The organism is Actinomycetospora succinea (assembly GCF_004363095.1).
Classification (GTDB): Bacteria; Actinomycetota; Actinomycetes; order Mycobacteriales; family Pseudonocardiaceae; genus Actinomycetospora; species Actinomycetospora succinea.
Genome location: NZ_SNYO01000002.1, coordinates 367,995 through 381,496, shown reverse-complemented (window position 1 = coordinate 381,496; position 13,502 = coordinate 367,995). Strand labels below are relative to the sequence as shown.

Annotated in this window: 10 protein-coding genes; 5 read left to right on the top strand and 5 right to left on the bottom strand. The window is 76.9% G+C overall.

Annotated elements, in window-relative coordinates:
• Window positions 1-8: 8 nt before the first annotated feature.
• The 4 genes from EV188_RS08170 to EV188_RS08155 all read right to left on the bottom strand — a co-directional run bounded on the left by EV188_RS08170 (window position 9) and on the right by EV188_RS08155 (window position 6,727).
• Window positions 9-1,373, bottom strand: coding sequence for a M1 family aminopeptidase (locus tag EV188_RS08170; protein ID WP_133825752.1), 1,365 nt, complete (start codon window positions 1,371-1,373; stop codon window positions 9-11).
• Entirely contained in the window at window positions 1,370-1,987 is a 618-nt protein-coding gene (locus EV188_RS08165; protein ID WP_133825751.1) for a BPL-N domain-containing protein, read from the bottom strand. The genes EV188_RS08170 and EV188_RS08165 overlap by 4 nt, the downstream gene beginning before the upstream one ends.
• Complete coding sequence (locus tag EV188_RS08160; RefSeq protein WP_243741556.1) at window positions 1,984-5,973, bottom strand: Pls/PosA family non-ribosomal peptide synthetase; 3,990 nt, start codon at window positions 5,971-5,973, stop codon at window positions 1,984-1,986. Before EV188_RS08160 ends, EV188_RS08165 begins: the two co-directional genes overlap by 4 nt.
• A gap of 193 nt (window positions 5,974-6,166) precedes the next feature.
• The gene (locus EV188_RS08155; RefSeq protein ID WP_133825750.1) at window positions 6,167-6,727 is read right to left on the bottom strand and encodes a DUF1707 SHOCT-like domain-containing protein; all 561 of its coding nucleotides are present in this window, start codon (window positions 6,725-6,727) and stop codon (window positions 6,167-6,169) included.
• Between the two features lie 58 nt (window positions 6,728-6,785).
• Between EV188_RS08155 and EV188_RS08150 the strand changes: the two genes are divergently transcribed.
• The 3 genes from EV188_RS08150 to mftE all read left to right on the top strand — a co-directional run bounded on the left by EV188_RS08150 (window position 6,786) and on the right by mftE (window position 11,426).
• Window positions 6,786-8,726: an oxidoreductase gene (locus EV188_RS08150; protein ID WP_243741555.1), complete on the top strand. Its 1,941-nt coding sequence runs from the start codon at window positions 6,786-6,788 to the stop codon at window positions 8,724-8,726.
• Window positions 8,723-10,582, top strand: coding sequence for an oxidoreductase (locus tag EV188_RS32210; RefSeq protein ID WP_208114068.1), 1,860 nt, complete (start codon window positions 8,723-8,725; stop codon window positions 10,580-10,582). Before EV188_RS08150 ends, EV188_RS32210 begins: the two co-directional genes overlap by 4 nt.
• Window positions 10,583-10,748: 166 nt before the next feature.
• Window positions 10,749-11,426, top strand: a complete 678-nt coding sequence (gene mftE / locus EV188_RS08140; RefSeq protein ID WP_133825748.1) for a mycofactocin biosynthesis peptidyl-dipeptidase MftE — start codon at window positions 10,749-10,751, stop codon at window positions 11,424-11,426.
• Here the strand turns inward: mftE and EV188_RS08135 are convergent.
• Entirely contained in the window at window positions 11,419-12,291 is an 873-nt protein-coding gene (locus EV188_RS08135; RefSeq protein WP_208114067.1) for an ATP-grasp domain-containing protein, read from the bottom strand. The two genes, mftE and EV188_RS08135, sit on opposite strands and share 8 nt — an antisense overlap.
• An 80-nt stretch (window positions 12,292-12,371) precedes the next feature.
• On the opposite strand from EV188_RS08135, the gene EV188_RS08130 reads away from it, so the two are divergent.
• Both EV188_RS08130 and EV188_RS08125 read left to right on the top strand, forming a co-directional pair.
• The gene (locus tag EV188_RS08130) at window positions 12,372-12,806 is read left to right on the top strand and encodes a PaaI family thioesterase (protein WP_133825746.1); all 435 of its coding nucleotides are present in this window, start codon (window positions 12,372-12,374) and stop codon (window positions 12,804-12,806) included.
• Between the two features lie 10 nt (window positions 12,807-12,816).
• On the top strand, window positions 12,817-13,449 hold the full coding sequence (locus EV188_RS08125) for a phosphoribosyltransferase family protein (protein WP_133825745.1): 633 nt from the start codon (window positions 12,817-12,819) through the stop codon (window positions 13,447-13,449).
• The last annotated feature ends 53 nt before the right edge of the window (window positions 13,450-13,502 follow it).

The following is a 13,502-nucleotide window of genomic DNA, read 5'->3' as shown; positions in this document are numbered from 1 at the left end:
GGTCCTCCTCAGGTCGGCGGCAGCGCGCCGGCGCGGGTGAGCGCGTCGGTCACCGCGGGCAGGCCTGCGAACGCGCGGGCGACGTCGGCGGGGGTCGCGACGCGGTGCGCGGTGTCGGCGACGTAGGCGCGCAGGGCCTCGTCGAAGCGGTCGTGACCGGCCTGCTCGCGCGCGGCGAGCAGCACCGAGGCGCCCTGGACGTAGACGCCCGTGTTGTAGGGCCCGAAGCCGCGCTCGGCCCACGCGGCCATCGGCAGGCCGAGGTCACCGCGCACGGGGACACCCGCGTAGTTCTCCTCGGTGCCGGTCACCCGCGCCTGCGCGTACGTCGTGAACGCCTCGTCGAGCCACGGGTGGCGGCCCTGGTCGTTGCCGACGAGGCCGTAGAACCACTGGTGGGCGAGCTCGTGGGCGACCAGTTCGGGCAGCTCGTCGGGCGCGGTGTCGCCGAACTGCAGCGCGCCGGGGAACTCGATGCCCGACGACTGCGACGGCGCGATCGCCACCCACAGGTCGGACTGCGGCATCGGCCCGAGCATGTCCTCGAGGCGCCCGAGCGACCCGTCGATCTCCGCGGCCCAGCGCTCCGGGGCGACGCGGGTGCCCGTGACGGGCGTGAGCAGGTGCAGCCGGGTGCCCGCGACGTCGCGTTCGAGCACCCGGTAGGCGCCGACCGCGACGGCCACGTCCCGCACGCCGTCGGCGCGGAACGTGTGGGTCGTCGTGTCCGGGCGCGGGCCCGGCGCGGTGCCCTCGGGCCGTCCGACGCCGGAGACCGCGGCACCCGCGGGCGCGGTGACCCGCAGCGCGTCGAGGCGGAACTCCTCGCTGACGGCGGTCTCGCCGGGGATGCGGACGGCGTCGTCACGGACCCAGCCCTGCCCGCGGACCCAGGCGAGCATCGGGAACGCGGAGCCGAACCAGGCGGTGCCGGCCGACGTGCCGAGACGCTCGTCGGCGTCCACCCCGAGGCGCAGCGTGAAGCCGAGGTCGGCGCGCACGGTCGTGCCCGCGTCGACGCACGCGGGCAGCGGCAGCTCGACCAGCGTCCCGTCGTCGCCGGCGGGAGCACCCGCGGGCCGGACGACCGGCGCCGTGGGGCGTCCGTCGACCGCGGCGTCGGTGACGCGCAGCGCGTTGCCCTCCGACGCCGGGGACGGCGCGTTCGGCCAGCTCCGGAACACCAGCTCGCAGACGCGCTGGTCGGGCGTGAACGTCACCGACTCGCGCCCGGTGGCGGAGCGCAGGTCGGGCGCGAGGTCGTAGGACAGGTCGACCGACGGCCGCTCGGGCCACGGGGCGGCCTGCGCGGGCGGGGTGCTGCAGCCGGCGAGGGCCAGCGCCGCGACGAGGACGAGGAGGAGGGCCTTCACGACACCGTCCGCACGACGAGGTCGCGGGCCAGGTCCCGGGCGTCCGGAGCCACGGGCAGGCCGGCGTCGGTGAACCAGTCGGCGGTCGCCTCCGGGTGCGGTCCGACGACGCCGACGCGCCCCGCGCCGTACGGGGCGACGACGGCTGCGGCCTGCCCGTCGCCGTAGCGGGCGAGCACCTCGGCGCGCCCGTCGACCAGCAGCGCGGCCGGGTCCTGCGCGAACACGGCGCGCCGCGTCCCGCCCCAGTCGACCTCGATGACGGTGTCGTCCTCGGTGTCGAGGGCCTGGTCGGTGTCGCCGGGCAGCAGGCCGAACCCGGGCGTCGCGCCGGCGAGGTAGGCGCCGAGGCAGAACCCGATGTAGTGCCCGCCGTCGCCGACGAAGCGCCGCACGGCCCTGCGGTGGCGCTTCATCCGTCGCCAGCCCTGGCGCAGGGTGCCGCCGCCGGGCTGGGCGTAGAGGTCGGCGCCGGCGAGCACGTCCCCGGTGAGAGCCAGGTCCTCGTCGGGACCCACGTAGCGCACGTCGCACCCCGTCGCGGCCAGCACGGATGCGACGGCCTCGGGGCAGCCGGACAGGCTCGCGGGGCCCCGGTAGACGAGCGCCCTCACCGGACCGCGCCCTCGAGGCGGGGCAGCTCGACGGTCTGCTCGTCGGCGACGCCGCGGGCGGGGATGCCGCGCCAGCGCCCGCCCTCGCCGAGCTCCTCGCCCTTCATCAGCAGCGAGAGCCGGTCGAGGTCGACGTCCGCGCCGACCGTCGCGTCGTAGAGCACGACCGAGCGGGCGCCGACGGTGGCGCCGGGCTCGACCCGGACGGTCGACATCTTCATCACGCGGTCCTCGAAGAGGTGGGTCTGCAGCGACACCCCGGGACCGACGGCGGCGTCGTCCCCGATCTCGACGAGGTCGAACTCGGTGAGGTACGTCGTCGCGATCCACGTGCGCCGCCCGATGCGCGCGCCGAAGCGGCGCAGGGCGACCGGCAGGAACGGGGTGCCGGTGAGCATCCCGAGCAGCGTCGGCACCGCGGCCGCCTCGTAGAGGCCGGTGACGAGCTCGGTGCGCCGGACGAACGGGTCCCACAGCGGCGCGACCCGCGGGCGGTAGACGCCGGCGACGTGGCGCTTCACCGCGACCACGTAGGCGACGATCACGATGCTCGCCGCCAGGGCGATCAGCGGCGCGCCGAGGGCGACCGGCAGCAGGTCGCGGCCGCGCGCGACCAGCGAGAGCGCCAGCAGGTAGAGGTAGAGCCCGATCCCGAGCAGCGACGCGGGCAGGGTGGCCCGGACGAACTCGACGGCGAGGCGCTGGCGCACCCGCCGGCGGCCCGGCGCGACCGTGTCCTCGTCGGTCCAGTCGCCCGAGTCCTGGCGCCGGGGCAGGTGCATCGCGGGCGAGCCCAGCCACGACGAGTCGTCGGGGACGCCGTCGGGCGGGGGCACGGTGTGCACGCCGACCAGCGACCCGTCGCCGGTCCCGACGCCGGACGGGACGAGGGCGGCGTTGCCGACGAACGCGCGGTCGCCGACCCGCGTCGGGCGCAGCAGCATGCGGCCTTCGGCGTAGGTGGCGGCGCCGACGCTCGCCATGTCGGCGACGAAGCTCTGGTCGCCGAGGGTGAGCAGGTCGGGGTCGAGGTGGGCGGCCGTCGAGACCTCCGCGCCGCGCCCGACGCGCGCGCCGAGCAGCCGCAGCCACGGGACCGTGTAGAGCGTCGCGTAGAGCGTGTTGGTGAACGCCAGGCTGTAGGCGAGCAGCGCGTCGGCGACCCACTTGCGCAGGCCCAGCGCCGAGCGCACCGGGTGGATCCCGACGGGCGTGCGCGGCAGGACGAGGCGCCGGCCGAGGGCGACGACGGCGCAGACCGTCAGCACGAACACCGGCCCGGCGACCAGCGTCGCGGCGAGCCCGGCCAGCACGCCCGCGGCGAGCAGCGCCCCCCACACGACCAGCACCGACGGCACGACCATGAGCACCGCCGCGAGCTCGAGGCCGACGAGCCCGGCGAGCGCGCCCGGCAGGTGGCGCGTCCGCCAGCCCGGCAGCGGGCCGGCCGCGCGCATCGACGCGAGCGCCGCGTCCTCGGTGGCGACCTCCTGCGGCGGCGAGCCGGCCCACGTCGTGTCGGCGGGGACGACCTCGTCGCGGCCGAGCGCCGACTGCTCGGCGAGCATGCCGCGCTCGGCGACGCGGCTGCCGGGGGAGAGCACGCTGTTCGCGCCCGCGACCGCGCGGCGCTCCAGGTGGACCGGGCCGACGACGACCCAGCCGTCCTCGACCGCCCACCCGTGCAGCACCGCGCCGTAGCCGACCGCGACGTCGTCGTCGAGGTGCAGCAGCCGCGGCAGGTTCATCTCGGTGGCCGCGACGTGGACGCGGCGCCCGACGCGCGCCCCGAGCAGGCGCAGGTACGGCGCGAGGAACGGCGACCCGGCGAGCACCGGCAGCGGCGCCTGGCGCAGCACCAGGTCGAGGGTCCACAGCCGCAGGTAGGTGGGGCCCCAGAGCCGGTAGCGGCCGGGTCGCACGCCGGCGGCCAGCGGGCGGGCGAGCAGCACCGGCAGCACCCAGCGCACGCCGAGCCAGGCGGCGGCGCCGGCCGCCAGGACCTGGGCGAGCACGGCCGTCGAGACCGTGCCGTCGTTGGTGGTGTATACCCAGCTCAGGGGCAGGGTGACGGCGAGCAGCAGCAGGTAGACCAGGACGGCCTGCGCGGCGCCCGCCGTGGCGACGCGGCGCCCGGAGTGCCGGATCGGCCCGGGGCGGGCGGCCGCCGCGGTCGTCTCGCCGGAGCCCGCGGTCGCGAGGTGGGCGGCGAGCGCGCGGACGGTCGGGTGCGCGTAGAGATCCCGGACGGCGGGGCTCCCGCCGACGCCGCGCTCGCGCATCAGCGTGACGGTCGTGGCGGCGAGCAGGGAGTGCCCGCCGAGCGCGTCGAAGAAGTCGGCCTCGACCGAGAGCTCGGCGGCGGGGACGCCGGTGGCCTCGGCCCACACCGCGGCGATCCGTTCCTCGAGCTCGCCCTCGGGCGCGACGACGGGACCGGTGGCGGCGACGAGGCGCCGGCCGGCGGGCGGGGGGAGCGCGGAGCGGTCGACCTTGCCGCTGGCCTGCGTCGGCAGGACGTCGAGGACGTCGAGCGTCGCCGGGATCATGTAGGCGGGGAGGCGGTCGCGGGTGAGGTCGGTGAGTCTCGTGGCGAGGGCCTGCTCCTCGTCGTCGCTGACGACGTAGGCCGCGAGGTCGCCCTCCTGGAGGGCCACCACGGCGCTGCCGACGCCCGGGTCGGCGAGCAGCACGCTCTCGATCTCCCCGAGGTCGACGCGGTGCCCGCGGACCTTCACCTCGGCGTCGGCGCGGCCCAGGTACTCGACCATGCCGTCGGCGGTCCAGCGGCCCAGGTCGCCGGTGCGGTAGACCGTCGCGCCGCCGTCGGGGTGCGCGACGAACTTCTCGGCGGTCTTCTCGGGCATCCCGACGTAGCCACGCGCGACGCCCGGCCCGGCGAGCGCGATCTCGCCGACCTCGCCGGCGGGGACCGGGCGGTGCCCCGCGTCGTCGGGGTCGAGCAGCTCGACGCCGTAGGTCGGCAGCGGGCGCCCGATCGTCACCGGCCGGCCCGGCACCAGCTCGCACCAGGTGGCGGTGACCGTGGCCTCGGTGGGGCCGTACGTGTTGAGCATCCGGCGGCCGGGGCGCGCCCAGCGCTCGACGATCTCGGCGGGGCACGCCTCGCCGCCGACGAGGACGGTGCGCAGGCCGGGGAGCTCGCGGGGGATCGTCGCGAGCAGCGTCGGCACGGCGTACAGGACGCTGACGCGGGCCTGGTCGAGGTGGTCGGCGAGGTCCGCGCCGAGGCGGCGCTCGTCGTTCGGGCCGATCACCAGCGTGGCGCCGACCGCCCACGTCGGCCAGATCTCCTCGATCGAGAAGTCGAAGGAGATGGTCATGCCCTGGTGCACCCGGTCGTCGGGGCGGACGTCGTAGACGGTGGGCACGACGGCGACGAAGTTCGTGATGCTCGACTGCGCGACCTCGACGCCCTTCGGGCGCCCGCTCGAGCCGGAGGTGTAGATGACGTACGCGGCGGGGTCGTCCTGCCCCGGCGGGCCGCGGCCGTCGGGGCGGCGGGTCGAGGCGCGGTCGATCGTGGCGGCCTCGGCGTCGACGGCGAGCCAGGGGCGCTCGAGGGGCGTCCGGCTCAGCGCGTCGGAGGTGAGGACGAGGTCGACGTCGGCGTCCTCGAGCACGTAGGCGACGCGGTCGGCGGGCGACTCGGGGTCGATCGGGACGAAGACCGCGCCGGCCTTGAGCGCGCCGAGCAGCGCGACGTAGGTCTCCGGCGAGCGCTCGAGGAACAGGGCGACCCGGGCGCCGGGGCGCACGCCGCGGTCGTGCAGGACGTGCGCGAGCTGGTTGGCGCGGGCGTCGAGGTCGCCGTAGCTCGTCGGCCGCCCCTCGTGCTCGATCGCCGTCGCCTCGGGAGTGACGTCGGCGGTGCGCTCGAAGACGTGCTCGAGCCGGGCCTCGGGGACACGTGGCGCGATGCCGGTCGGGAGCTCCTGCGTGGCCTCGGTCGCCGGTGCCGTCACTCTCGCGCTGCCTCCCCTGGTGTCGTGCCCATGAGCGGTCGGTCGCCGTGGGCCGCCAGGGGCAGTACCTCGGCGCCGCCGACTGCGAAACGCGACCGGGGAGGACCGTCGACCATGTCACAGACGGGTAACGACGCCACGCACCGTGACCGTCGTGGGCGGTGCGTGACCGTTTCCTGCCCGGGAGGGGGATCTACTCGTAGAAGTACGGCCCGCGGGTCTTGAACGTGCCCATCCCGATCGAGCCCGTGACGACGATGGTCGGACGGCCCGGCGCCGCCTGCGCGTGGTGGCGGTTCTTCACCGTGCCCCACGCCGAGCGCAGCTCGTCGGCGTCCACCGCCCAGCCCTCGGGCAGGACCAGCACGACGCTGCCCATGCCGCCCTTGATCTCGAGGTCGACGCGCGGCAGCGACGTGGTGACCTCGCGGAAGTCGAGCTTCACGTCCGACATCGCCGCCTCGGCGACGATGCGCGAGGGCACGCGCCAGGCCCCGGTGCGCTTCTCGCTCGACCAGCCGGCGGTGATGACGAGGGGCTTGTCGTCGCTCCTCGTGGCCGGCTGCTGCCAGGGCAGCGTCGCGGGCAGGTCGGCGACGAGGGGCTCGAGCTCGGCGTAGGTCCGCGCGGCGTAGACCCGGGCGAGGCGCTCGTCGACCTCGGTGAGCTCGAGACGGCCCTCGCCGAGCGCGGTCCGGAGGACCTCGGCCACGGCCTCGCGGTCGGCGTCGCCTGCTTTGATGTCGCCCGACATACCGGACAATCTAGACGTCTTCCCTCGCGTCGTCCGGAGCGCGACTACCGTGCCGCGGGTGCTGGGCGAGGAGATCGTGCTCGGCCGGCGCACGGCGCCGAGCCGGGTGCTGTTCGGTCCCCACGTCACCCACCTCGCCGACCCGCACCGCCCCCGCGCACTCGGGCCCGACCACGTCGCGCACTACCGGGCCCGCGCGGCCGGGGGCACGGGCGTCGTGGTCACCGAGGTCGCGTCGGTCGTGCCCGAGGACCATCCGTACGAGGACGCGCCGCTGGCTCCCCTCGGTGGCGACGGCTGGGCGGCGATCGCCGACGCCTGCCGGCCGTACGGGACGGTCGTGCTCGCCGGGCTCGGGCACGCGGGCGGGCAGGGCTCGTCGGCGTACACCCGGGGGCCGCTGTGGGCGCCGTCGGCGGTGCCGGACCCGGCGAGCGGGGAGGTGCCGGCTTCTCTGTCTCCGTGGGGGATCTCCGAGATCGTGGCGGAGTTCGCCTCCGCCGCGGCGCTGGCCGTCGAGGCGGGGTGCGACGGCGTCGAGATCCAGGCGGGCCAGCACGCGCTGCTGCGCCAGTTCCTGTCCGGGCTGACCAACCAGCGCGACGACGTGTACGGCGACGACCGGGCGTTGCTGCTGGTGGAGGTGGTCCGCGCCGTGCGCTCCGCGATCGGCTCCCGTGTCCTCGGCCTGCGCCTGACCGTCGACGAGCTGGCGCCGTGGGCGGGGATCACGCCGTCGTCCGCCCGGGCTGTCGTGGAGCGCGTCGCGGATCTGGTCGACCTCGTCGTGCCGGTGCGGGGCTCCGCGCTGACGGTCGGCGCGACGCGGCCGGACGCACACACGGAGCCGGGCTTCCTGCGGGACGTCTGCTCGTCGGTCCGCGTGCCGGGCGTGGCGACGGTGCTGGCGGGGAGCGTGGTGGACGTTCCGTTCGCTGCCGATGTGCTGGCGTCCGGGGACGCCGACCTCGTCGAGATGACCCGCGCCCAGCTCGCCGACGCCGACCTCGTCGCCGCGGTCCGCGCCGGGTCCGCGCCGCGCCCGTGCGTGCTGACCAACCAGCAGTGCCGCGTGCGCGACGTCCGCAACCCGCGGATCTCGTGCACGGTCGCGGCGCCGGAGGTGCCGGAGCGGGTGGTGGGGCGTTCCGTCTCCCCGGTGGTCGTGATCGGCGCCGGTCCGGCGGGCCTGGAAGCGGCGCGGACGCTAGCGCGGGCGGGGTGCCCGGTGCATCTCGTCGAGCGGGCGTCGACCGTCGGCGGCCTCCTGCCCCTGGTAGCCGGACTGCCCGGGCGCGAGCGCTTCGCGCGCCTCGTCGACTGGTACGTCGACGAGCTCGCCGCACTCGGGGTCCCGATCTCCCTCGGGGTCGCTGCGGGGTCCGGGGTGCTCCAGCGTGGCGGCCACCCGCGGCACGAAGCGGAGCGAGAGCTGCCGCGCCGGAGGCCGAACACTCGCGTTGAACGTCAGGAAATCACCCACGATCTTGAGTCGGGCCGGGCCGTGCTCGCGTGCGGGGGCGTCGACCGCCCGGGGCGCGGGACGCCGATCGCGGCGGCGCTGCGGGACGGCGTGCCGCCGGGGCCGGTGGTGATCGAGGACCCCGTCGGCGACGGGGCGGCGGTGGCGCTGGCGGAGCTCCTCGCCGCCGAGGGGCGTGAGGTCTCGATCGTGGCACCGGGGCTGCTCATCGGACCGGGGCTCGCGCGCACCGGCGACCTCGTCGACGCCCAGGCGCGGCTCGCGCGGGCGGGGGTGCGGCGGGTGACGGAGTCGTCGGTGACGGGGTGGTCCGACGGCGTCGTGTCCGTCGCGGACGTGGTGACGGGGGCCGTGTCGTCGCTGCCGGCGGCGGTGCTCGTCGACGCGGGGCCGCGGCGGGCGCCGTCGTTCGCGGCCGGGCCGGGTCTGATCGCGGTCGGCGACGCCGTCGCGCCGCGGACCGTGGCGGAGGCGATCCGCGAGGGTCGGGCGGCGGCGCGGGAGCTGCTGGCGTGAGTGTCCTCGGCGAGCCCGTCCGGCTCGGACCTCTTGTCGCTCGGAACCGGATCGTCTTCCCGGCCCACCTGACCAACGCGGCCGTGGCGCGGCTCCCGACCGCCCAGCACGCCGCCTACTACGGGGCGCGGGCGGCGGGCGGCGCCGGGCTGGTGATCACCGAGGAGCAGTCGGTCGACCCCGCCGATCGGCCCTACGAGAAGCTCGTCGACGGCACCGACCCCGCCGTCGTGGCTGGGTACCGGGCGATCGCCGATGCGGTGCACGGGCACGGGGCGCTGGTGCTCGCGCAGCTCGGGCACAACGGCGGGCAGTCGTCGTCGATCTACTCCCGCGCGCCGGTCGACGGCGCCGACGACGAGCCGGACCCGATGTTCCGGGAGGTGCCGCGGGTCCTCTCCGACGCGGCGCTGGCGCGGCTGGTCGACGGGTTCGGGCTGGTCGCCTCGCACGTGGCGGCGGGCGGGCTCGACGGCGTCGAGGTGCAGTGCTCGCAGGCGTCGCTGATCCGGCAGCTGTTCTCGGCGCGGTCGCCGCGGGCGGAGCCGTTCCTGCTCGCGGTGCTGCGGGCGGTGCGCGCGGCGATCGGGCCGGACCGCGTGCTCGGCGTGCGGGTGCAGGGCGACGAGGGTCTGGCGGGCGGGCTGGTCACCGAGGACGCCGTGCGGGTGGCCGTCGCCGTGGAGCCGCTCGTGGACTACGTCAACACCGCCGTCGGCGTCGCCACCCGGACCCTGCCGCTGATCGAGCCGCCGATGGGCGTCCCCGCGGGCTACGCCGCGCACGTGCCGTCGGCGGTGCGGGCGGCGGTGTCGGTGCCGGTGATCGGGGTCGGGCGCTTCACGACCCCGGAGCAGGCGACCGAGGCCGTGGCGTCGGGGTCGTGCGACCTCGTCGGCGTCGTCCGGGGCCAGATCGCCGACCCGTCCTTCGCAGCGAAGGCGCTGCGCGGGGAGCGCGTGCGCCGGTGCATCGGGTGCAACCAGGAGTGCATCGCGCGCGTGGGGCTCAACCAGCGGCTGGGGTGCGCGGTGAACCCGGCGGCGGGTCGGGAGTCGGTGTCATCGCCTCCGGTGGCCTCCGGCGGCGCGCGTGTCCTCGTGGTCGGCGGCGGGCCCGCGGGGCTGGCGGCGGCGGTCGCGGCGGCGCGGGCCGGGCACGCGGTGACGCTGGCGGAGCGCTCCGACGTCCTCGGCGGGCAGCTGGCGCTCGCGTCCCGCGCGCCCGAGCGCCGGGAGCTGGCGAACCTCGTCGCCGACCTGGCGCACGAGGCGCGCGACCTGGGGGTGGTCGTGCGGCTGCGGACCCCGGTCGGTTCCGTCGACGGGGTCGACGCCGTCGTCCTCGCCACCGGCGCCCGCCCGGCGCTCCCGCCCTGGGCGGGCGGGCTCGAGCGGGTCGTCGACGTCACCGACGTCCTCGCCGGCCGGGTGGCGCCGAGCGGGCGCGTGCTGGTCGTCGACGCGGGGCGCGGGCACCCGGCGACGTCGACCGCGGAGCTGCTGGCGCGCCGGGGTGCCGACGTGGCGATGCTGACCCCGGCGCTCGTGGCCGCCGACGCGCTCGCGCCCACCCTGGACCGCGAGCGCTGGCGCCGCCGGGCCGCCGAGGTGGGGGTCGCGGAGTACACGGACCGCGTGGTGCTGGCGGCGCGCGAGGGCCTGGTGGTCGACGTGCTCGAGCACCTCACGGGCACGGTGACGCCGTGGCCCGCCGACTGGGTCGTGCACGCGGGCCCGCCGACACCGGAGGTGCCCGATCTCGGGGTGCCGGCGGTCCGCGTCGGCGACTGCCTCGCCCCGCGCGGCATCGACGCCGCCGTCCGCGAGGGCACGGCCGCCGGTCGGAGTATGTGAGCGAACGTCCGGGCTATAGCACCGAAGTCCGCTCACATACGCCGTTCGGCCTACGTGCGCGAAATTCCCGGCTATAGCCGTGAACATCGCTCACGTACTCCGTTCGGCCTCCGTGCGCACTTTCCCGCGCCATAGGGCCCGAAAGTGCTCACATAGGGTCGGGCGCGTGGAGCTCGGGGACGCGCGGTGGGCGGAGTGCGAGGACGTGCCGGTGCTGCTCGTACCGGTCGGTGCCACCGAGCAGCACGGCCCCCACCTGCCCCTGCGCACCGACACCACCGTCGCCGCGACGGTCGCCGCGCGCAGCGGCCTGACGACCGCGCCGGCCCTGCCCTACGGCGCCTCCGGGGAGCACGAGGGCTTCCCCGGCACGGTCTCCATCGGCACCGAGACCCTCGCCGCCGTGATCGTCGAGCTCGGCCGCTCGGCGTGCCGCTTCGCCCGCCGGCTCGTGCTGGTCAACGGGCACGGCGGCAACGTCGGCGCCCTGCGCGTCGCCGTGCCGATGCTGCGCGCCGAGGGCCGCGACGTCGCCTGGTTTCCCTGCGGCGTCCCCGGCGCCGACGCGCACGCCGGGCGTCACGAGACGTCGGTGATGCTCGCGCTCGCCCCGGACGCCGTCCGCGTGGACCTCGCCGCGCCCGGCAACACCGCCCCGCTGCGCGAGCTCATGCCCGCGATCGCCGCCGGCTCGGTGCGCGACGTCAGCCCGTCCGGGGTCCTCGGCGACCCCGCCGGCGCGAGCGGGGCCGAGGGCGCCGAGACGGTGTCGGTGATGGTCGCCGGGCTCGTCACGGCCGTCGAGCGCTGGGTCGTCGACGAGCCGACCGGCCGCCTCACCTGAGCCTGCGCACCACCGCGGCCGCGAGCCGGTCGGCGGCGCCCGGCGCGTGCTGCAGGAAGAGCGACGGCTCGGCGAGCTCCACCTCGAGCACCTGCGGGCCGTCCGGTCCGGGCAGCAGGTCGACGCGCGCGTAGAGCTGCGGGCCCACGTGCTCGAGGACCCGCGCGGCCACCGCCGACTCGACCGCCGACGGCTCCCGGGCCTCGATCTCCTCCGGCGCGAACAGGCCCTCGACCAGCCCGCCGCCGCGCGTCAGCAGCGCGGCCTTGCGCACCGCGTGCGACGGCACCCCGTCGATCGCGACGACCGCGGTCTCGCCCACCTCGTCGACCGCCGCCAGGTACGGCTGCACCAGCACCGGGCGCCCGGCCTCGAGCAGCGCGCGGACGTGCGCGGCCGAGCGCGCCCCCTCGTCGGCGCCGCAGCGCAGGGTGTCCCTCGAGCCGGCCGACACGCACGGCTTCACGACGTGCTCGACGTCGCGGAACGGGTGCGCGGCGGGGTCGGTGTCGTCGGAGCCGTGCTCCAGCACCGCCGACGGCACGACGGGCAGCCCGGCGTCGGCGAGCTCGAGCAGGTAGTGCTTGTCGGTGCTCCACGCGAGCACCGGGGCCGGGTTGTGGAGCGCCGTCACCCGCGCGACGGCGTCCGCCCAGGCGAGGTAGGCGTCGCGGCGCAGCGCGTAGTCCCAGGTCGAGCGGACGAGGACGAGGTCGTACGCCGACCACGCGACGTCCGGGTCGTCCCACACGGCCGGCTCGGCGTCGGCGCCGAGCGCGCGCAGACGGTCCTGCAGCAGGCGCCCCTCGTCGTCGAGGAGCCCGGGGACCTCGCGGCTGGTGGCGAGGGCGATGCGCGCGGACACCACCCGATCATCCCGCGGATCGGGCTCCGGACAGCGCGTGTCCTCGCGCCGTTCACGGGCCCGGCGGACACTCGGGCAGCATGACCGGACTGCTCACCGGCGACGATCTCCTGGCCCGCGCCGAGGCCGCGCTCGCGGTGGCGCTCCCCGACGCGCTGGGCGTCGAGTTCGTCGACCCGTACGCCCCCCTCGACGGCGTCGTCCTCCCCGTCACCGGGATCGCCGTCACGCCCGCCGCGACCGCGCACGCCTCCGCGCTCGGCGCCGCCATCGAGCTCGCCGGGTACCTCGCGGTGCTCCCGACGCTGACGCCGGCGCAGCACGCGGTCACCCACCAGATCTCGACGCAGTACCTGCGCCCGGCGGCGTCCGGCACGCGCGTCCGCGTGGTCGGCACGCTCGCCAAGCGGGCCCGCGAGCTCGCGTTCGTCAGCGTCACCGCGAGCCTCGAGGACGGCCCCGACCGGCCCGTCGCGCTGAGCCAGATCACCAAGTCGATCGTCGGGGCGACCTAGGCTGTCGCCGATGGCACGCCCGTTCGCAGATCGCGCCGCCGCCGGACGCGCCCTGGGCGAGCGGTTGGCGGGCGCGGGCCTCGACCGCCCGCTGGTGATCGGTCTGGCCCGCGGCGGGGTGCCGGTCGCCGTCGCCGCCGCGGCGCTCCTGCCCGGGGCCGAGGTCGACGTGGGCGTCGCCCGCAAGATCACCGCGCCGGGACGGCCCGAGGCGGGGCTCGGCGCCGTCGCGGTCGACGGCGAGCCGGTGTGGTTCGACCGGGCGCTGGACACCGCCGGCCTCACACCGGACGCGCTCGCCGACGTCGTCGCCGCCCAGCGCGCCGAGGCCGCCCGGCGGGAGGCGGTCTACGGCGCGGGCTGGCGCGACCGGGTGCCGAGCCGCGACGTCGTGCTCGTCGACGACGGGATCGCGACCGGGATGACGGTGCTCGCCGCCCTCGAGGCGATCGCGGCGGCCGGCCCCGCGCGCCTGCTGCTCGGGGTGCCCGTGGCATCGCCGCCGTCGCTGGGGCGCCTGGGTGCGTGGCGCGACGCGCTCGTCGCGGTGCTCGTGCCCGACGAGTTCCGCGCCGTGGGCGACCTCTACGACGACTTCGGCCAGCTCACCGACGACGACGTGCGACGTGTCCTCGGTCGCTGACCGGGGCGCCCGCGCTGCCTAGACTCGCCCGCCATCGCCACCTCCCCCTCCAC

Excerpts from the sequence above, each read along its gene's own strand:
- EV188_RS08125 (WP_133825745.1), top strand. The coding sequence starts at position 12,817 with ATGGCACGCCCGTTCGCAGATCGCGCCGCCGCCGGACGCGCCCTGGGC.
- EV188_RS08155 (WP_133825750.1), bottom strand. The coding sequence starts at position 6,727 with ATGTCGGGCGACATCAAAGCAGGCGACGCCGACCGCGAGGCCGTGGCC.
- EV188_RS08130 (WP_133825746.1), top strand. The coding sequence starts at position 12,372 with ATGACCGGACTGCTCACCGGCGACGATCTCCTGGCCCGCGCCGAGGCC.